This window comes from Massilia sp., from assembly GCF_046293535.1.
In the GTDB taxonomy this organism is placed as follows: Bacteria; Pseudomonadota; Gammaproteobacteria; order Burkholderiales; family Burkholderiaceae_D; genus Telluria.
On sequence record NZ_JBKBOV010000057.1, the window covers coordinates 1 to 18,053 of the forward strand.

General features: G+C 65.3%; 15 protein-coding genes. 4 read left to right on the top strand and 11 right to left on the bottom strand.

Annotated features, from left to right (window positions below; genetic code table 11):
- Positions 1-128: 128 nt before the first annotated feature.
- The 3 genes from surE to ACK4S9_RS21285 form a co-directional block, all read right to left on the bottom strand.
- Positions 129-863: a 5'/3'-nucleotidase SurE gene (gene surE, locus ACK4S9_RS21275; protein ID WP_409729625.1), complete on the bottom strand. Its 735-nt coding sequence runs from the start codon at positions 861-863 to the stop codon at positions 129-131.
- Positions 864-998: 135 nt separating this feature from the next.
- A complete protein-coding gene (locus ACK4S9_RS21280) occupies positions 999-3,098 on the bottom strand; it encodes a tetratricopeptide repeat protein (RefSeq protein ID WP_409729627.1) in 2,100 nt (699 codons plus the stop codon).
- Positions 3,099-3,109: 11 nt separating this feature from the next.
- Entirely contained in the window at positions 3,110-3,718 is a 609-nt protein-coding gene (locus tag ACK4S9_RS21285) for a toll/interleukin-1 receptor domain-containing protein (RefSeq protein WP_409729629.1), read from the bottom strand.
- 187 nt (positions 3,719-3,905) lie between these two features.
- Between ACK4S9_RS21285 and ACK4S9_RS21290 the strand changes: the two genes are divergently transcribed.
- Positions 3,906-4,880, top strand: a complete 975-nt coding sequence (locus ACK4S9_RS21290; protein WP_409729631.1) for an NADPH:quinone oxidoreductase family protein — start codon at positions 3,906-3,908, stop codon at positions 4,878-4,880.
- A gap of 119 nt (positions 4,881-4,999) precedes the next feature.
- On the opposite strand, the gene ACK4S9_RS21295 is transcribed toward ACK4S9_RS21290, so the two are convergent.
- Together ACK4S9_RS21295 and ACK4S9_RS21300 are read right to left on the bottom strand one after the other, a co-directional pair.
- Positions 5,000-7,072, bottom strand: a complete 2,073-nt coding sequence (locus ACK4S9_RS21295) for an ATP-dependent DNA helicase (protein ID WP_409729633.1) — start codon at positions 7,070-7,072, stop codon at positions 5,000-5,002.
- A 24-nt stretch (positions 7,073-7,096) separates the two neighbouring features.
- A complete protein-coding gene (locus tag ACK4S9_RS21300; protein WP_409729634.1) occupies positions 7,097-7,297 on the bottom strand; it encodes a YdcH family protein in 201 nt (66 codons plus the stop codon).
- On the opposite strand from ACK4S9_RS21300, the gene ACK4S9_RS21305 reads away from it, so the two are divergent.
- The 3 genes from ACK4S9_RS21305 to ACK4S9_RS21315 all read left to right on the top strand — a co-directional run bounded on the left by ACK4S9_RS21305 (position 7,296) and on the right by ACK4S9_RS21315 (position 9,643).
- Positions 7,296-7,493 (top strand): hypothetical protein, encoded by a 198-nt coding sequence (locus tag ACK4S9_RS21305; protein WP_409729636.1) that lies wholly within the window; start codon positions 7,296-7,298, stop codon positions 7,491-7,493. The genes ACK4S9_RS21300 and ACK4S9_RS21305 overlap by 2 nt on opposite strands.
- The gene (locus ACK4S9_RS21310; protein WP_409729638.1) at positions 7,490-8,296 is read left to right on the top strand and encodes a PP2C family protein-serine/threonine phosphatase; all 807 of its coding nucleotides are present in this window, start codon (positions 7,490-7,492) and stop codon (positions 8,294-8,296) included. Before ACK4S9_RS21305 ends, ACK4S9_RS21310 begins: the two co-directional genes overlap by 4 nt.
- A 174-nt stretch (positions 8,297-8,470) precedes the next feature.
- A complete protein-coding gene (locus tag ACK4S9_RS21315; RefSeq protein WP_409729639.1) occupies positions 8,471-9,643 on the top strand; it encodes an IS4 family transposase in 1,173 nt (390 codons plus the stop codon).
- Between the two features lie 183 nt (positions 9,644-9,826).
- On the opposite strand, the gene ACK4S9_RS21320 is transcribed toward ACK4S9_RS21315, so the two are convergent.
- The 6 genes from ACK4S9_RS21320 to ACK4S9_RS21345 form a co-directional block, all read right to left on the bottom strand.
- A complete protein-coding gene (locus ACK4S9_RS21320) occupies positions 9,827-10,510 on the bottom strand; it encodes a hypothetical protein (protein ID WP_409729641.1) in 684 nt (227 codons plus the stop codon).
- Positions 10,511-10,524: 14 nt separating this feature from the next.
- Positions 10,525-11,622, bottom strand: a complete 1,098-nt coding sequence (gene zapE / locus ACK4S9_RS21325) for a cell division protein ZapE (protein WP_409729643.1) — start codon at positions 11,620-11,622, stop codon at positions 10,525-10,527.
- 132 nt (positions 11,623-11,754) lie between these two features.
- Positions 11,755-13,188, bottom strand: a complete 1,434-nt coding sequence (gene lpdA, locus ACK4S9_RS21330) for a dihydrolipoyl dehydrogenase (RefSeq protein WP_409729645.1) — start codon at positions 13,186-13,188, stop codon at positions 11,755-11,757.
- Between the two features lie 15 nt (positions 13,189-13,203).
- Entirely contained in the window at positions 13,204-13,563 is a 360-nt protein-coding gene (locus ACK4S9_RS21335; RefSeq protein WP_409729647.1) for a PspC domain-containing protein, read from the bottom strand.
- 72 nt (positions 13,564-13,635) lie between these two features.
- Positions 13,636-14,889, bottom strand: a complete 1,254-nt coding sequence (odhB, locus tag ACK4S9_RS21340) for a 2-oxoglutarate dehydrogenase complex dihydrolipoyllysine-residue succinyltransferase (RefSeq protein WP_409729649.1) — start codon at positions 14,887-14,889, stop codon at positions 13,636-13,638.
- A 72-nt stretch (positions 14,890-14,961) separates the two neighbouring features.
- Entirely contained in the window at positions 14,962-17,817 is a 2,856-nt protein-coding gene (locus tag ACK4S9_RS21345; RefSeq protein WP_409729651.1) for a 2-oxoglutarate dehydrogenase E1 component, read from the bottom strand.
- Between the last annotated feature and the right edge of the window lie 236 nt (positions 17,818-18,053).

Below are 18,053 nucleotides of genomic sequence, written 5' to 3' on the forward strand. Positions count from 1 at the left end.
GCTGGCATTGCGCGTCGCGGTCTGCGGCGTGGCCACCGGCGCAGGCAGCCCCGGCTTGCGCACGGCGCCGCCGGTCACCGAGGACAGCGGCAAGGGAAAGGTGCTGCGCTTGTCGCCCATGTCTCCGCTCATACCAGTCCCCGCAGCAGTTCCAGCTGGGCCTTGTGGGTCAGGTCGACCTGCAGCGGCGTGATCGACACGCAGCCCTGCGCGGTCGTATGGAAATCGGTGCCCTCGCTCGCATCGCGGCATGCGCCGGGCGCGCCGATCCAGAAAATCTCGCGGCCGCGCGGATCCTGCGAGCGGATGACCGGCTCGGCCTGGTGGCGGCGGCCGAGGCGAGATGGGGTCAAGGGACCGATCTGTTCGTACGGCAGGTTCGGGATGTTCACGTTGAACAGGAAAGGCAGTTCGAGCTTGTCGAAGCGGCGCTCGACGATCTCGCGCGCCACCCTGGCCGCGGCGTCGACGTGGGCCCAGCCCGGGTTCACCTGCGAGAAGGCGATCGCGGGAATGCCGAACAGGTAGGCTTCGGTCGCCGCCGCGACGGTGCCGGAATACAAGGTGTCGTCGCCCATGTTCTGGCCGTTGTTGATGCCGGAAACGACCAGGTCGGGCGGCGCATCGCCCATCGCGGTCAGCGCGATGTGGACGCAGTCGGTCGGCGTCCCATTGACAAAATGGAAACCATTGGCCGCTTTCGTGACCGTCAGCGGCCGGTCCAGCGTCAACGAATTCGACGCACCCGAGCGGTTGCTGTCGGGTGCGACCACCCCGCTGTCCGCGATCGCGGACAAGGCATCGGCCAGCGCACTGATACCAGGCGCCAGGTAGCCGTCATCGTTACTGATAAGAATTCGCATGTCAGCGATTTTACCTGAAGCAACGACAGGATCGCTCGTCAGCCAGTCCTTTTTTGTTTCCTCCTGGCGATTTTTTCTGTCAAGGAATGAGCAGCTTGCCAAGCTTATTTGTCGCCCATGCACCGCAGCTTGCCGCTATCGCAATACCGGCGACTCCTCGCGTCTTGCCCGGACCAGGGCCCCCTCCAGGGAGGAAACCAGGTCCTTGTTGAGCGCCAGCGCGGCGTCCTTGTCTCCTTCGCGCAGGTAGACCTGTTCGATCATGGCCGCCACGCGCTGGCGTAGCGGAAGTGCCACACTCAGCCACTGCACCGAGTGGCGCATGCTGTCGGCCAGCGCCCGCGCCTCCAGCCGGCTATCCTGGTCGATCAGGGCCTTGAGCTGTGCGCACTGTTGCTGCAGGCAGTCGATGGCCTGGGGCTCGTCCGCGTGGCCGGCGCCCGGCCCGGTCTCGCGCCGCGGCGCCGCTGCGCTGCGCAGGTTGCGCACGGCCGCCATGTCGCCCTGGGCCGCGAGGATCCGGGCCAGCGCCTCGCGCGCGCTCAGCGTCGGCGCAGCATAGGCGCCGTCGTAGCGCTCGCGCACCCGCAGCACGGCTTCCAGCAGCCGCCGCGCATTGCCCAGGTCGCCCATTTCGCCGAGCAGCCGGGCCAGCCGCTGTCCGCAGCGCAGCGTATCTTCGTGTTCCGCGCCCTGCAACTGGCGCCGGCCCTCGAGCACCCGCTCGAACAGCACCCGCGCCCGGTCGTTTTCGCGCTGTCCGTCCAGGGTCAGGGCGAGCTGTTCGAGGCTGTCGAGCGTGGCCGGGTGCGCATCGCCCCACAGGCGCTCGCAGGTGGCCACCACCTGCTCGTGCAGCGCCAGCGCCCGTTCGCCCTCTCGCTTTTGCCCGAGCACGCAGGCCAGGCCGGAGCGCGCCGCCAGCGTTTCCGGATGGTCGGCGCCAAGGAAGCGTGCGCACAACTGGGCCAGCAATTCGTAGCGCTGGCGCGCATCGTCCAGCCTGCCGCCGGCCAGATCGAGCGCCGCCAGCGCCGCGTGGGCGGCGCGCGTGTCCGGATGCTCGTCGCCCAGTACGGCGCAGCGCAGCAGCAGGCACTCGCGCAGCAGCTCGCGCGCTTCGTTGGCCCGCCCTTCATCCCGGCACAGTCCGGCAAGCCGCGCCAGGCAGCCGGCCTGCTGCACGGCGGCGTCCTTGCCTTCGTGCGCGCGGGCGCGCGCGAGCGCGTCGCGCAGGCGCACTTCGGCCAGCGGCTGCCAGGGAAAGCATCCCTGCGCGAACCACGCCATCAGGCAGGAGGCGGGATGCGCCAGCGCAGCGCGCCCCGGACCGGCGATGGCCACAGCCTCGGATACCGGCACCTGGACCTCGTCGAACCAGCTTTCCAGCCGCAGCCAGTCGACCCCGTAGCTGGCGCGCAGCAGCGCCTCGAGGCGTGGCTGGTAGCCGGCCAGGCCCTGGGCCGGATCGCCGCGGCGCCAGCGCTGGCCGCTGTCGCTGCGCGCGCCGTCGGCGGCGCAGGCGACTGGATAGACCAGCAGCGGACGCTGTTCGTCCTCGTGGGTGCAGCGGTAGTCGATGGCGCGCCGCACCACGCCTTCGAGGCCGTCGATGCTGCCCGGCGCCGGCGTGAACAGGCCGACCAGCCGGTCGGGCACCAGGACCGTGCAGGCGCTGACGCTGGCCGAGCGGCCGGCGCCGCCGGCCACCAGCACGTGGCGGAAGTGCCCCGCCAGGCGCGCGGAGAAGCGGCGCAGCAGCGCCGGGCAGGCATCGAACAAGGCCGCCCAGTCGAGGCTGCCGGCGCGTTCGGCGTAGTCGTCGTCGAAGCGGCCGGCGCGCATCAGGTACAGCGGCCGGCGGCCGTCCACGCGCTGCACGTAGGGGCGCCAGTCGACGGCGTCGAGCAGCGCATCGGCCACGCCGTCGCCGCCATCGTCGCGCCCGATGCGGCGGCGCCGCAGTTCCGCCAGCAGCGCGCCGGCATAGTCGACCAGGCCAGGCGGACCGGCGTCGGTGTCGGCCCCGGGCGATGGACCGAAGTAGCCATGCAGGGAAGGAGATGCGAGGTCCCAGTCGATCGCCAGCACCGGCGCCGCGCCGGCATCGCCGGCCAGTTGCAGCGCCATGGCCGCCAGCAGGCCGTTGCGAACGGGGCCGCCTTCGTAGGCATACACGGTGGTGACCTGGCCGGGACTGTCCAAGGGTTCGAGCGTAGAGCGATTCTGTTCCATGTGACTCCTCGTTATTTTTTTGGGAAAGTCAGGCTTGGCATCGCGCGCCATTCTGGTGGGACATCGGGGAGCACGAATTGGTTGCAGTCATGCCCGGGTGGCGTATGCTTTTTTTGTTCCTGATAATGCCTGGCGATGCGCTGGACCATCTTGTCGATGTCGGGCAGGAAGTCCGGGTTGGATTTCAGGTCGCTGGTGGCCATCGTGAAATGCGAGAAGTCGACGTAGAAAGTGTTGTCGGTGATTTCCGGCGGCAGGGATTCGGGATGGCGCGTCATGATCACCGGGATGATCAGGCGGCTCGGCAGCTCGTACCAGCCCGATCGCTCCCGCTCGAGCAGGCGCATGGCCGCGTACTCGCGCCGGGTGTAGGCATGCGCCTCGTACTTGGGCGTGTAGATGAGGATCATGCACACGCTTTCGCACATCGCGCGCGCGATCTTGCGGTCGAGATCGTCGCCACCGCCCAGCTGTTCGGTGTCGATGAACAGTTCGTCCTCGTTGTCGAAGTGAGGTTCGAGATAGCAGCGCAGCGCATCGGCCAGGGCGGTCTTGAACCGTTTCATCAGGTCGTGCCTGCCGTGTGCGTAGCTGAAAAAACACCCGTAACGGATCGCCATTGCCTGCCCCCCATTCCAATGCGCTAAGGCGGATTCCTTTGACTCTAGCGTCACCGACCTCGGCCACTTTGCGGGCGCACAAGCGTGCTGGCGGACTCGACAGCATCGTTCGAAAGTAGCGCGAGATGCGCCTTCAGGCATAATGCCGCCGATTAATTAACCGCTATTCGCAATAAAAGGACAGCAGATGAAAGCCGTACGTTGCAAGGATTGGGGTCCGATCGACCAGCTCGCGGTCGAGGACCTGCCCGACCTGGTGCCGGGCGCCGGCGAGGTCGTCGTCGACGTCAAGGCGGCCGGGGTGAATTTCCCCGACGTGTTGACCGTGCAGGGCAAGTACCAGGTGCGCCCTCCCCTTCCGTTCACGCCGGGGAACGAGTTCGCCGGCACGGTGCGCGCCGTCGGCGCAGGCGTCACCGGCTACGCGCCGGGGCAGGCGGTGATCGGTTTCACGCGCACCGGCGCATTTGCCGAGCAGGCGCTGGCCCCGGGCGAAGCCCTGATGCCGATGCCGCCCGGCATGGACTTCGATACCGCCGCCGCCATCACCCTCACTTATGGCACCTCGCACCACGCGGTGGTCGACCGCGCCGGCCTGCAGCCGGGCGAGACCATGCTGGTGCTGGGCGCGGCCGGCGGCGTCGGGCTGGCGGCGATCGAGATCGGCAAGGCGCTGGGCGCACGCGTGATCGCCGCGGCCTCGAGCGACGAAAAATTGGCGGTCTGCCGCGCGCACGGCGCCGATGCCGTGATCAACTATGAGACGGAAGACCTGCGCGAAGCGCTGAAGGCGGCCACGAACGGCCGCGGGCCGGACGTGATCTACGACCCGGTGGGCGGAAAATACAGCGAACCGGCGCTGCGCTCGATCGCCTGGCGCGGGCGCCACCTGGTGGTGGGCTTCGCGGCGGGCGAGATTCCGAAGCTGCCCTGGAACCTGATGCTGCTGAAAGGCGCCTCGGTGGTCGGCGTGTTCTGGGGCGATTTCGTGCGCAAGGAGCCGGCGGCGAACCTGGCGGCGATGCGCCAGATGCTGGGCTGGATGGCGGAAGGGAAACTCAAGCCGCTGGTGTCGGCGCGCTACAAATTGGAAGAGACGGCGCAGGCGCTCAACGACATGGCGGCGCGCAAGGTGACCGGCAAAGTCGTCATCTGCCCGTAGGGTGGACGGCTCTGCCGTCCGCGCGTTCAAATCACGTTTCCTGGCCGGCTCCGCAGCTCAAACCTGTTCGTTGAACGCGTGGGCAGGGAACCTGCCCACCCTACGAAAAACCCGACAGATCAGGCGTTCAGGTCCGCCGCGTCCGCCATCGTCCCCGGCCGGAAAAACTCGATCACCTCCGACTGCACCCGGGTGCGCTTGAACGGCGGCAGGCTCTGCCAGATGCGCCTGCCGTAGGGCTTGGTGATGATGCGCGGGTCGCAGATCATCAATACCCCGCGGTCGTCCACGTCGCGGATCAGGCGCCCCGCCCCCTGCTTGAGGGTGATGATCGCTTCCGGCAACTGGTGGTGCATGAAACCGTTCAACCCCTGCTTTTCCATCACCTCGATGCGCGCCGCCAGCACCGGGTCGTCCGGCGGGGCGAAGGGCAGCTTGTCGATGATGACGAGCGAGAGCGCGTCGCCGCGCACGTCCACGCCTTCCCAGAAACTCTGGCTGCCCACCAGCACGGCGTTGCCCGCGTTGCGGAAGGAATCGAGCAGCTCGGTACGCCCGCGCTCGCCCTGCACGAACAGGGGGAAGTCCAGCCCGCGCGCGGCGAATTCCTCGCGCAGGCGTTCGGCCACCTTGTTGACGGCGCGGATCGTCGTGCACAGGAAGAAAGTGCGCCCGCCTGCCGCCTCGATCACCGGCAGCGCGATGTCGACGCAGGCGTCGGTGTACTGGAAGGAATTCGGCTCCGGCAATCCGGTCGGCACGTACAGGATGCCCTGCTCGCCGTAGTTGAACGGGCTCGGCCAGGTCATGGCCGGCTCGCCGGTCAGGCCCATCTGGTCGGAGAAATGCTTGAAGTCGTTCTTCACCGCCAGCGTCGCCGAGGTGAAGATCCAGCTGCGTGGCGTGCCTTCGCGCTGGTTGGAAAAGATCGGGGCGATCGACAGCGGCGTCTTGTGCAGCTGCAGCGAGGAATTGAAGGCCTCGACCCACAGCACCGCCGCATCGTCGCCCAGCTTGCCTTTTTTCGTATCCGGCTTCCAGGCGTCGAACGACGCGCTGAGCTCGTGCGCGCGCAGGCGGCAGGCCTCGATCGTCTCCGCGCGCGCAGAATGTTCTTCCAGCACGGTGATCATGCCGGACAGTTCTTCCTTCAATTTGTCGAGCGCCGGGAAAAAGGCCGAGGTCGGCAGGATCTGCGGCAGCGACAGGCGCGTGCCCCCTTCCGGGAAGGTCAGGCGCAGGTCGCGCGCGGCCTTCTCGACACTTGTCACGACCTTGGCCCAGTCAGGGCCGCGCGCATGCGCCAGTCCTTCGGCCAGCACGTCGCGGCACAGTTCCAGCACCTGCGAGGTCGAGACCGACTGGCCGAAGAACAGCGTGGCCGTGTCGGGCAGCTGGTGCGCTTCGTCGAAGATGATGGTGTTGGCCGAAGGCAGCAGTTCGGCCACGCCGGTGTCCTTCAGGGCCACGTCGGCGAAGAACAAATGGTGATTGACCACGACCACGTCTGCTTGCTGCGCTTCCCTGCGCGCCTTCATCACGAAGCAGTCCTGGTAGTACTGGCATTCCGCGCCCATGCAGCTGTCGCGCGTGGAGGTGACCAGGTTCCAGACCGTGGCATTTTCCGGCACCTTGGCCAGCTCGGCCTTGTCGCCCGAGTTGGTCATCTTGATGAAGCGCGAGATTTCGCGCAGGTGGCCGACGTCGTCGCGCGAGGTCAGGCGCCCGTTGTTCAGCGTTCGCTCCAGGTGGAAATGGCAGACGTAGTTCGACCGGCCCTTGAGCAGGGCCACCGACACCGGCGCGCGCAGGGCGGCACGGATGGTCGGGATATCGCGCAGGAACAATTGATCCTGCAAATTCTTGGTGCCGGTCGAGATGATGGTCTTGCCGCCCCACAGCAGCGCCGGGACCAGGTAGGCGAAGGTCTTGCCGGTACCGGTGCCGGCCTCGGCCATCAGGACCTTCTGCCCGGCGATCGCCCCGGCGATGGCCTTGGCCATTTCGGTTTGCGACTGGCGCGGCTTATAGGTGCCGACGTTGGGCGCGAGCGGGCCTCCCGCCGCGAACAGGCGGTCGAGCTCTTCGTCGTATTTACCAAGCGGTCGGGCGCTGGATGGCAGTACGTCGCCCTGTGGCGACGAACCCGCCGGCTCGGCGGTGACGCCTGGAACAGGGAGATGGTCGGTCAAAATCTTGTTTCTTTATAGCTTGGGTCAAGCTGGGATATCGGGCACCAGCTGCATCTTCAGCAGCGTAATATGATCTTTCAGCTGCAGCTTACGCTTTTTCAAACGGCGCAGCTGGAGCTGGTCGGCATGGCCGTCCACGGCCAGCATCGAAATGACGGCATCGAGGTCGCGGTGTTCCACGTCGAGTTCAATGATGCGGCGCTGGATGTCCTGGACGTCGGTCATGATGGCTGTTCCAAACAGTTTTTACAAAGCGTTTGCGGGGGCTGGGGCGGCGGCGCCGGCGCTCGGCGGCGGCACATGGTGGCGGCCATTTGTGTTCGGCTTGCAACACCACGGCTTCTCGGTGCATAGTTTAATCTACGCTGAGGTTGCCGCCAACAAAGATTGGCGCAGGCGCTACGGAAATCAAGGTTTATGACAACATTCAAGATCGAGGCGGGAACCGCGCAGCACATCGGGAACCGCCCCCAGCAGAACGACCGCGTCGCTCTCCTGAGGGGCGCGCGTGCACCCGGTTACGTGCTGGCCGTGCTGTCGGACGGCATCTCCGGCGCTGCGGGGGCGGACCAGGTGCTGCACACGGCGCGCCAGGTCTTCGACGAATTCAAGCCGGGCGACCGCCCTCCCCTGGAACGGATCGAGCAACTGCTGCAGGACATCGTCAGCGAAACCCACCTCGTCATGAAGATGAACGCGATGATGCTGGGCGCAAGCGAAGGACCGGAAGTGCACGCGAGCTTCGTCGGCCTGGTATTGACGCCGCACGGCGAAGCGGTGTGGGGACACGTGGGCGACTCGCGCCTGTACCACTTCCAGGACGGCAAATGCAGGCTGCGCACCAGCGACGCGGCCTATGTGCAGCACCTGATGGCGAGCGACAAGCTGCCGGAGGACGCGGCCAGGAACCACCGCAAATCCAAGCTGCTGCTCAACGTCATGGGCAACAGCCGCAAGGAACCCTTCGTCACCATGGGCCGCCATACCGGGCTGGCGCCGGGAGAGGTGTTCCTGCTGGCCTCGGACGGCTTGTGGCACTTTTTCACGAATGCAGAACTGGCGGCGGCCACCGGCAGGGCCACGCCGCGGCAGGCGTCCGAAATGCTGATCAACAAGGCGCAGGAACGCTCCCAGGGCAAAGGGGGAAATTGCTCGATGGCGATCGTGAAGCTGGTGAAGCCGGCCCAGGATGGGTTGGCGGGAAGGCCTGGGCGGGTAGTTTGAAGGCCGCCAGCACCCGCCCGGTCCCTAGCTCTTGAACGTCGTTCCCGCGAAGGCGCACTGCTGTCCGGGATAATTTGATGGGAAGTTGCTGGATGGTACGGGAAAGGGTTGCGAGTAAAGGTTTGGGGTTGTAAAACCCCGAGCTCTCACACTCGTAAGCCAATACCCGCAACCATGTCCACAATAACCACTTTTCATGCGGTTTTAAAGGGGTTGCCGCGTGCCGTGTTCAATCGGTGCGTCGAGCGACACCATGCCGATAAGGGATGCAAGCGCTTCCGCCACTGGGATCATTTGCTTGCAATGGTCTACGCTCAACTGAGCGGTGCTTCCAGCTTGCGTACCCTCGAGTTGGGCTTTAACAGCCACAGCCTGCATCACCGCCGGCTGCACACTAGTGCCATCCACCGTAGCACCTTGTCTGATGCCAGTGAGCGTCGCTCGGCGCTTGTCTTCAATGAGACTGCGGCATGGCTGATGGGTAAAGTCTCACGCAAGCTGCGTCAAGAAATGAAGCCGCTGATCTGCTTGCTCGATTCGACCTCGATCACGCTGAAGGGGCGCGAGTTTGACGGCTGGACATTGGGCAATCGAAATCGCAACACCCAAGGCATCAAGCTGCATGTGCTGCTAGATGCAGCATCTAGCGCCCCGCTCTGGCACGATTTCAGTGCCCCCAACGTCAATGACGTCACCCAGGCCTGGCGGGCGCCACTTCAACACAACACGCTCTACGTATTCGATAAGGCTTACTGCGATTACAACTGGTGGGCCAGGATTGATGAGGTAGGGTCGCGCTTCGTCACACGATTCAAAAACAATGCCGGGATCGAGTCGATAGAGGATTTTCCTGTACCTGACGAGGCCAAGGATGTCGTCTTGCGTGATGAAGTGGTGCGCCTGAAGTACACCCACTCAAGTAAGGGGCGCTTGAACCACTACGGCAAGGCACTGCGACGCGTCACGATCTATCGCCGGGATAAGGACACGCCACTGCTACTGGCAACCAACGACTTCCACAGTAGCGCCCTTGAGATAGGCCAGCGCTACAAGGAACGCTGGCAGATCGAACTGTTCTTCAAATGGCTCAAGCAGCACCTGAAGATCAAAACCTTCCTGGGCCGCAGCGGCAATGCCGTGCATATCCAGATCGTGACGGCCTTGATCGCCTATCTACTGGTTGCCCTGTACAAGCAGGCACATCGCCTCAACTACACACTGTGGCATTGCCTCGGCTTGATTGCCGCCACGCTGTTCGAGCCACCCGTCATTGATGCAAGCCCTCCCAGGACGCGCCCAAGACGAACCTGGGCGCAAGTCACGGCACAACAGGGAGTACCTCAATGAAGAGATATCAGAATATCCCGGACAGCAGTGCGCGAAGGCGGGAACCCAATGTTGCGTGCGGCCCAGTTAAACGAAACGTAGCAGTACGCTACGAACTTTGATTCCCGCCTTCGCGGGAATGACGGTTTATTCGTGTAGGTACTGGCGGTGTCCGACTCTGCGCGGCCGCCAGGACAAAACTCCTTATTTTCCCGCCGGCGGCGTAGCCGCCTTTGCTTTCTCTTCCTCGGCCTTGCGCGCCGCCGCCTTGGCCTCGCGCTCGGCCACGCGCTGCGCGACGTCCTTCTGCTTCTGCTCGGCCTTGCGCTTGCGCTCCTCGAAGACGCGCACGTTCGCCGCCGCCCTGGCGGCCTCCTCGGGCGCGCGGGCAGCCTCTTCCTTTGCCTTGGCGTTGCGGCGCGCCATGCGCGAGGCGGCCGGCGACGGCTTGGGCGGTGGCAGGGCGGTGGTATCGCGCGGCGGCGGCGGCGGTTCGGCCGCCAGGCGCGCTTCCTCGGCCTTGTATTCGGCTTCGGCGGCGGCGATCTCGCGGTCGCGCTCCTCGACCTTCAGGCGGCGCTTGAAACGCTCCGCTTCGATCTCGATGTTGCGCTGGGCATTCAGGGCGACCCGGCGGCGCTCTTTCGCCTCGTCCAGGCAGTTATTGACGAAAAATTTGTCGTAGCAGACCGCTTCGCGTTCGGCATAGCGCGCCTCGATCGCGGCGCGCTCGGCGGCCACCGCGGCCAGGCGCCCATCGGCCTGCTCCACCGAGGTGGTCGGATCCACCGTCGCGACCGCTGGGCCCGGCTCGACGCTGGCGCAGGCGGCCAGCGCCGCTGCCAGGACGGCGGCGGCAAGAACGCGCAATACTGGGTGACTCGTCATGGTGTCCTTTCGATTCAAGCGATGGCGTCGGCGGCGCCGCGGCGTTCGGCCAGCATGTACTCGCGCGACTGCATTTCAATGATACGCGAGACCGTGCGGTGGAATTCGTTCGCGAGCATACCCTGGGTGTACAGTTCTTCCGGCTCGACCGCGGCCGACATGATCAGCTTGACCTTGTGGTCGTAGAACACGTCCACCAGCCAGGTGAAGCGGCGCGCTTCCGAAGACTGGCCGGCCGACATCGCCGGGATCCCGGACAGGATCACCGTATGGAAGCGCGAGGCCAGTTCCAGGTAGTCGTTCTGCGAACGCGGCCCGCCGCACAGGGTGGCGAAGTCGAACCAGATCACCCCGCCGGCGCGGCGCAGCGCGCGGATCTCGCGGTTCTCGATGTGCACGATCGGGCTCTCGTCGGCGGTGTCGGCCACCTTGGCGTAGGCTTCGCGCAGGGCATGGTCCGAGGCGGCGTTGAGCGGCGTGTAATAGGCCTCCACCTGCTCGAGCGCCCGCTTGCGGTAGTCGTTGCCGGCGTCGACGTTGAGGATGTCGAGCTTTTGCTGCAGCAGTGCGATGGTCGGCAGCATGCGGTCGCGGTGCAGGCCGTCCGGGTACAGGGTGGACGGTTCGTAGTTCGAGGTCATCACGAAGGAGACGCCGTTGTCGAACAGGGCCTTGAGCAGGTTATACAGGATCATCGCGTCGGCGATGTCGGAAACGTGGAATTCGTCGAAGCAGATCAGGCGGTATTTCTTGGCGATGCGCTTGGCGACTTCGTCGAGCGGATCGGCCACGCCTTTCAGTTCGTCCAGTTGGCCGTGCACGGCGCGCATGAATTCGTGGAAGTGCAGGCGCGTCTTGCGCACCACCGGCACCACCGAATAGAAGGAGTCCATCAGGAAGGACTTGCCGCGCCCCACCCCGCCCCACATGTACACACCTTTCGGCACGTCCGGACGGTTGATGAGGCGCTTGAAAGCGGACGACCGCTGGGCCTTGTACTGGACCCAGTCGTCGTACGCCTGCTGCAGGCGATCCACTGCGGCCTGCTGGGCGGGGTCGGACTTGAAGCCGCGCTCGGTCAGCGCGTGCTGGTAATACTCTTGGACGTTCATAGTGACGGTGTAAACGTAGGGTGGGCGGGTCCCCCGCCCACGCGGTCAACGCACGGTTGAATGCCACGGAGCGGGTCCGGACACGTGGATTGACCGCGTGGGCGGCAGAGCCGCCCACCCTACAGGTGAAACTTAGAAGTTCAGCGAACGCTTGTCCACCGCCAGCGCGGCTTCCTTGACGGCTTCCGACAGCGACGGGTGCGCGTGGCAGATGCGGGCGATGTCTTCCGACGACGCCTTGAACTCCATCGCGACGACGGCTTCCGAGATCAGCTCGGATGCGACCGGGCCGACGATGTGCACGCCCAGGATTTCGTCGGTCGTGGCATCGGCCAGGAACTTCACCATGCCCGAGGTATCGCCCAGCGCGCGCGCACGGCCGTTGGCCATGAACGGGAAGGTGCCGGCCTTGTACGACACGCCTTCGGCCTTGAGCTGCTGCTCGGTCTTGCCGACCCAGGCGATTTCCGGCGAGGTGTAGATGACCCAGGGAATGGTGTTGAAGTTGACGTGGCCGTGTTGGCCGGCGATGCGCTCGGCAACCGCGACGCCCTCTTCTTCCGCCTTGTGCGCCAGCATCGGGCCGCGCACGACGTCGCCCACCGCCCACACGCCCGGCAGGCTGGTGCGGCACTCGTCGTCGACGACCACGAAGCCGCGCTCGTCCAGCTGCAGGCCGACCGCTTCGCCATTCAGGCCGTTGGTGTTCGGCACGCGGCCGATCGAGATGATCAGGCGGTCGAACGTGGCGCTCTGCTCGGCGCCGGTGCTGTCGGCGTAGTTGACGGTGACGCTGTTCTCGCCCTTGGTGATCGCGCCGATCTTGCAGCCCAGGTTGATTTTCAGGCCCTGCTTGGTGAACAGCTTGTGCGCTTCCTTGGCGATCTGCTCGTCGACCGCGCCCAGGAAGGTCGGCAGGCCTTCCAGCACGGTGACGTCGGCGCCGACGCGGCGCCACACCGAACCCATTTCCAGGCCGATGACGCCGGCGCCGATCACGCCCAGCTTCGACGGCACGGCGTCGATCGCCAGTGCGCCTTCGTTCGACAGGATCAGCTTCTCGTCGAATTCCGCGCCCGGCAGCTGGCGCGCGTTCGAACCGGTCGCGATGACCACGTTCTTGGCGCTCAGGGTCTCGGTCGTCGGGCCGCTCACGTTGATGGTGTAGCCGCCCTCGGCCTTGCCGGCGAAGGAACCGACGCCGTGGAAGAAGCTGACCTTGTTCTTCTTGAACAGGAACAGGATGCCGTCGTTGTTCTGCTTGACGATGGTGTCCTTACGCTTGAGCATGGTCGGCAGGTCGAGTTCCAGGCCACCCACCTTGATGCCGTGGTCGGCAAAGGCGTGGCCGGCGTGCTCGAAGTGCTCGGACGACTGCAGCAGCGCCTTGGAGGGGATGCAGCCGACGTTGGTGCAGGTGCCGCCCGGGGCCGGCTTGCCGGCCGCGTTGCTCCAGGCGTCGATGCAGGCGGTCTTGAAGCCGAGCTGCGCTGCGCGGATGGCGGCGATGTAGCCGCCAGGGCCGCCGCCGATCACGACGACGTCGAATTGTTTCTCGTTACTCATGAATAGCTTCCTTATTTATTCTTCTGGGACAAAGATCCACAGCGCCAGATAGGCCAGCGCCCCAGCACCGGAGGTCACCAGGGTGAGCAGGACGAACACGAGGCGCCAGGCATAGATATCCATGCCGAAGCCCTCGCTCAAGGCGCCGCAGACGCCGCCCAGCCAGCGGTCGCGGCGGGTACGGCGCAGGGATTTGAGCTTCGCCTCGAAGCTGCCGGGCGGCGGGCCGAAGCCGGCGCCGGCGCTCCGGCCGTCCTTCTCCAGGTTCACCTTGTCGCTGGCCAGGACCTTGGCCTTGGCCTGTTCGAACTCGGCGTCCGTCAGCGCACCGGCCTGGTGCAGCTCGTGCAAGCGCCGGATTTCATCGGAGATCATGGCGGTCCTCACTGGTATTGGGGACATGCCTGCACGGACAGGCATGTCTGCATTGCACTACGTTACTGCCGATTACAGGTCGAGCAGCAGGCGTGCCGGATCTTCCAGCGCGTCCTTCATGGCCACCAGGCCCAGCACGGCTTCGCGGCCGTCGATGATGCGGTGGTCGTACGACATCGCCAGGTAGTTCATCGGGCGGATGACGATCTGGCCGTTTTCCACGACGGCGCGGTCCTTGGTGGCGTGCACGCCCAGGATCGCCGACTGCGGCGGGTTGATGATCGGGGTCGACAGCATCGAGCCGAACACGCCGCCGTTCGAGATCGAGAAGGTACCGCCGGTCAGGTCTTCCAGGGTCAGCTTGCCGTCTTTTGCCTTCTGGCCGAATTCGCCGATCTTCTTCTCGATCTCGGCGATCGACATCTGGTCGGCGTTGCGCAGGATCGGCACCACCAGGCCGCGCGGCGAACCGACGGCGATGCCGATGTCGAAGTAGCCGTGGTAGACGATGTCGTTACCGTCGACCGAGGCGTTCAGGATCGGGTACTTCTTCAGCGCGGCGACGGCGGCCTTGACGAAGAAGGACATGAAGCCCAGCTTGACGCCGTGCTCTTTCTCGAACTTGTCCTTGTACTTGTTGCGCAGTTCCATGACCGGCGCCATGTTCACCTCGTTGAAGGTGGTCAGGATGGCGTTGGTCTGCTGCGACTGCAGCAGGCGCTCGGCGATACGGGCGCGCAGGCGGCTCATCGGCACGCGCTCTTCCGGACGGTCGCCCAGGTTCGCGACCGGCGCTGCCACTTGCTGCAGGGCCGGCTTGGCGGCCGGTGCCGGTGCCGGTGCGGCGGCTTGCGCCGGCTTGTTGGCGACCGCGGCCAGGGCGTCGCCCTTGGTCACGCGGCCGTCGCGGCCGGTGCCGGTGGCGTCGGCGGCGCTCATGTTGTTGTCGGCCAGGATCTTGGCGGCGGCCGGCATGGCGACGTCGCCCTTCGAGCCGGTGGCGGCCGCTGCCGGCGCTTCGATCGGTGCGTTCGGGGCAGCCGACGGGATGGCCTTCACGGCGAGTGGGCTGGTCTGTGCCGAAGCTTCGGTGTCGATGATGGCGATGACTTCGCCCGACACGACGGTGGCGCCGTCGGCCTTGAGCAGCTGGACGATCACGCCTTCGCTCGGGGCCGGCAGTTCCAGGACCACCTTGTCGGTCTCGATGTCGATCATGTTCTCGTCGCGCGCGACCTGCTCGCCGACTTTCTTGTGCCAGGACAGCAGGGTCGCTTCAGCGACCGATTCCGACAGTTGGGGGACCTTGACTTCGATTTGTGCCATTTTTATGTAGCTCCGTTTATGTATTCTGTATGCAAAGGCCCCCGGGCGCATGCGCACGCGGGGGCAGTGGTATTACTTGGTCAGGATGAAACCCTTGAGTTTCGAGAACGCGGTCTCCAGCAGTTCCTTCTGCTGCGCCACGTGCTTGTCGGCGTAGCCGACCGCAGGCGACGAGGAAGCCGGGCGGCCTGCGTAGGCGAGGCGCTGGCCGTCTTCCATGCTTTCGAAGATGTTGTGCTGGATCTGGAACCACGGACCCTGGTTCTGCGGCTCGTCCTGCACCCACACCACCTCGGTCGCGTTCGGGAACTTCTTCAGCTCGGCCGCGAACGACTTGTGCGGGAACGGGTACATCTGTTCGATACGGATGATCGCGACATCGCTGACGCCACGGGTCTTGCGGGTGTTGACCAGGTCGTAGTAGACCTTGCCCGAGCAGACCTGCACGCGCTTGACCTTGCTTGCATCGATCTTCTCGTCCACTTCGCCGATCACGGTCTGGAAGCCGCCCTTGGCCAGGTCGGTCAGCGGCGAGCCGGCGTCCTTGTTACGCAGCAGCGACTTCGGCGTGAAGATCACCAGGGGCTTCCTGAACTGGCGCACCATCTGGCGGCGCAGCAGGTGGAAGATCTGGGCTGCCGTGGTCGGCTGCACCACTTGCATGTTGTTGTCGGCGCACAGCTGCAGGAAGCGCTCGATGCGTGCCGACGAGTGCTCCGGACCCTGGCCTTCGTAGCCGTGCGGCAGCATCATGGTCAGGCCCGAGGCGCGGCCCCACTTCACCTCGCCCGAGGCGATGAACTGGTCGATGACGACCTGGGCGCCGTTGACGAAGTCGCCGAACTGGGCTTCCCAGATGGTGAGCGTGTTCGGTTCGGCGGTCGAGTAGCCGTACTCGAAGCCGAGCACCGCTTCTTCCGACAGCACCGAGTCGATCACGGTGAAGTTGGCCTGGTTGTCCGAGACGTTGGCCAGCGGCAGGTAGATGCCCTGGTCCCAGCGCTCGCGGTTCTGGTCGTGCAGCACGGCGTGGCGGTGGACGAAAGTACCGCGGCCGGCGTCCTGGCCCGAAAGGCGCACCGCATAGCCCGAGGACAGCAGCGAGGCGAAGGCCAGGTGCTCGCCCATGCCCCAGTCGAGGTTCATCTCGCCGCGGCCCATCGTGGCGCGGTCGTTCAGGACCTTCTCGACCAGCGAGTGCGGCTTGAAGCCTTCCGGCACCTTGGTGATGCGTTCGGCCAGGCGCTTCAGTTCGGCCAGCGGCACCGAGGTGTCGCAGGCGTCGGTCCACTTCTTGTTCAGGAACGGCGCCCAGTCGACGGCGTACTTGCCCTTGAAGTTGGTCAGCACCGGATCCACGGTGTGCTTGCCGGCGTCCATCGCGGCGCGGTACTCGGCGACCAGCTTGTCACCGGTTTCCGGCGGCACGGTACCTTGGGCAACCAGCTTCTCCGCGTACAGCTTGCGGGTGCCCGGATGCTTGGCGATCTTCTTGTACATCAGCGGCTGGGTCAGGGCCGGGGTGTCCTGCTCGTTGTGGCCCAGCTTGCGGTAGCAGACGATGTCCACCACCACGTCCTTGCCGAACTCGGTGCGGTAGTCCATCGCGATCTGCGAGGCCAGCACGACCGCTTCCGGATCGTCGGCGTTCACGTGCAGCACCGGTGCTTCGATCATCTTGACGACGTCCGAGCAGTAGATGGTCGAACGGGCGTCGCGCGGGTCCGAGGTGGTGAAGCCGATCTGGTTGTTGATGACGATGTGGACGGTGCCGCCGGTGCCGTAGCCGCGGGTCTGGGCCAGGTTCAGGGTTTCCATGACCACGCCCTGGCCGGCGAACGCAGCGTCGCCGTGCACCAGGATCGGCAGCACTTCCTTGCCCTTGCGGTCGCCGCGGCGTTCCATGCGCGCCTTGACCGAGCCTTCGACGACCGGGTTGACGATCTCGAGGTGCGAGGGGTTGAAGGCCAGCGACAGGTGGACCGGGCCGCCCGGGGTCGAGATGTCGCTCGAGAAGCCCTGGTGGTATTTCACGTCGCCCGCCGGCAGGTCGTCGGCGTGCTTGCCTTCGAATTCTTCGAACAGGTCGGCCGGGCTCTTGCCCAGGGTATTGACCAGCACGTTCAGGCGGCCGCGGTGGGCCATGCCGATCACGATTTCCTGCACGCCCTTTTCACCGGCGCGCTGGATCACTTCGTCGATCGAGGCGATGAAGGATTCGCCGCCTTCCAGCGAGAAGCGCTTGGCGCCGACGTACTTGGTGTGGAGGTAGCGTTCCAGGCCTTCGGCCGCGGTCAGGCGTTCGAGGATGTGCTTTTTCTTGTCGCCGTTGAAGGTCGGGGTCGAGCGGATCGACTCCAGGCGCTCCTGCAGCCAGCGCTTCTCGGTCGGGTCGCTGATGTACATGAACTCAGCGCCGATCGAACGGCAGTAGGTGTCGCGCAGCAGGTTCAGGATCTCGCGCAGCGGCGCGGTTTCTTTCCCGAAGTAGGTATTGCTGATGTTGAAGACGGTGTCGAGGTCGGCTTCGGTGAAGCCGTAGAAGGCCGGGTCGAGTTCCGGCAGCGGCGGGCGCTCCTGGCGCTGCAGCGGGTCGAGGTTGGCCCAGCGCGAGCCGAGGTAGCGGTAGGCGGCGATCAGCTGGGTGACGGCCACGCGCTTGCGGCCCATTTCCGGGTCCGACGAGGCGCTCACCGTGCGGATGGGGCCCTGCTTGGCGCGTTCCGCGAAGGAGGCGACGACCGACGAGTGGACCACGTCCGGGCGGCTGGAGCCGTCCACGGCGGGCACGTGCTGCATCTGGTCAAAGTAAGCGCGCCAGTTTTCCGGGACCGAACCCGGATTGTTCAGGTACGCTTCGTACAACTCTTCCACGTACGGCGCGTTACCGCCGAACAGGTACGAGTTCGCATTCTGTTGCTGCATCATTCTTGCTCACCTTTCTTCGCGCTTCGCGAGTATGGGGCGGGTTAGTCTAACCTTCCGCGACACGGCCTGACCGGTTAGCGGATCGCACTTACTACATCAAGTTGTGGGGAAGGGCGTATTTCTGTGGCACAAAACAAGACAGACAGGCCTCCTGTTGCCTTTTGGCGCACAGTATTGTAACGCAAGCGCTGATGCAAGGCAGAGCGTTCAACAAGAAATGTTTTATTTCCATTTGT

Excerpts from the sequence above, each read along its gene's own strand:
- surE (WP_409729625.1), bottom strand. The coding sequence starts at position 863 with ATGCGAATTCTTATCAGTAACGATGACGGCTACCTGGCGCCTGGTATC.
- ACK4S9_RS21280 (WP_409729627.1), bottom strand. The coding sequence starts at position 3,098 with ATGGAACAGAATCGCTCTACGCTCGAACCCTTGGACAGTCCCGGCCAG.
- ACK4S9_RS21285 (WP_409729629.1), bottom strand. The coding sequence starts at position 3,718 with ATGGCGATCCGTTACGGGTGTTTTTTCAGCTACGCACACGGCAGGCAC.
- ACK4S9_RS21290 (WP_409729631.1), top strand. The coding sequence starts at position 3,906 with ATGAAAGCCGTACGTTGCAAGGATTGGGGTCCGATCGACCAGCTCGCG.
- ACK4S9_RS21305 (WP_409729636.1), top strand. The coding sequence starts at position 7,296 with ATGATGGCTGTTCCAAACAGTTTTTACAAAGCGTTTGCGGGGGCTGGG.
- ACK4S9_RS21300 (WP_409729634.1), bottom strand. The coding sequence starts at position 7,297 with ATGACCGACGTCCAGGACATCCAGCGCCGCATCATTGAACTCGACGTG.
- ACK4S9_RS21310 (WP_409729638.1), top strand. The coding sequence starts at position 7,490 with ATGACAACATTCAAGATCGAGGCGGGAACCGCGCAGCACATCGGGAAC.
- ACK4S9_RS21315 (WP_409729639.1), top strand. The coding sequence starts at position 8,471 with ATGTCCACAATAACCACTTTTCATGCGGTTTTAAAGGGGTTGCCGCGT.
- ACK4S9_RS21320 (WP_409729641.1), bottom strand. The coding sequence starts at position 10,510 with ATGACGAGTCACCCAGTATTGCGCGTTCTTGCCGCCGCCGTCCTGGCA.
- zapE (WP_409729643.1), bottom strand. The coding sequence starts at position 11,622 with ATGAACGTCCAAGAGTATTACCAGCACGCGCTGACCGAGCGCGGCTTC.
- lpdA (WP_409729645.1), bottom strand. The coding sequence starts at position 13,188 with ATGAGTAACGAGAAACAATTCGACGTCGTCGTGATCGGCGGCGGCCCT.
- ACK4S9_RS21335 (WP_409729647.1), bottom strand. The coding sequence starts at position 13,563 with ATGATCTCCGATGAAATCCGGCGCTTGCACGAGCTGCACCAGGCCGGT.
- odhB (WP_409729649.1), bottom strand. The coding sequence starts at position 14,889 with ATGGCACAAATCGAAGTCAAGGTCCCCCAACTGTCGGAATCGGTCGCT.
- ACK4S9_RS21345 (WP_409729651.1), bottom strand. The coding sequence starts at position 17,817 with ATGATGCAGCAACAGAATGCGAACTCGTACCTGTTCGGCGGTAACGCG.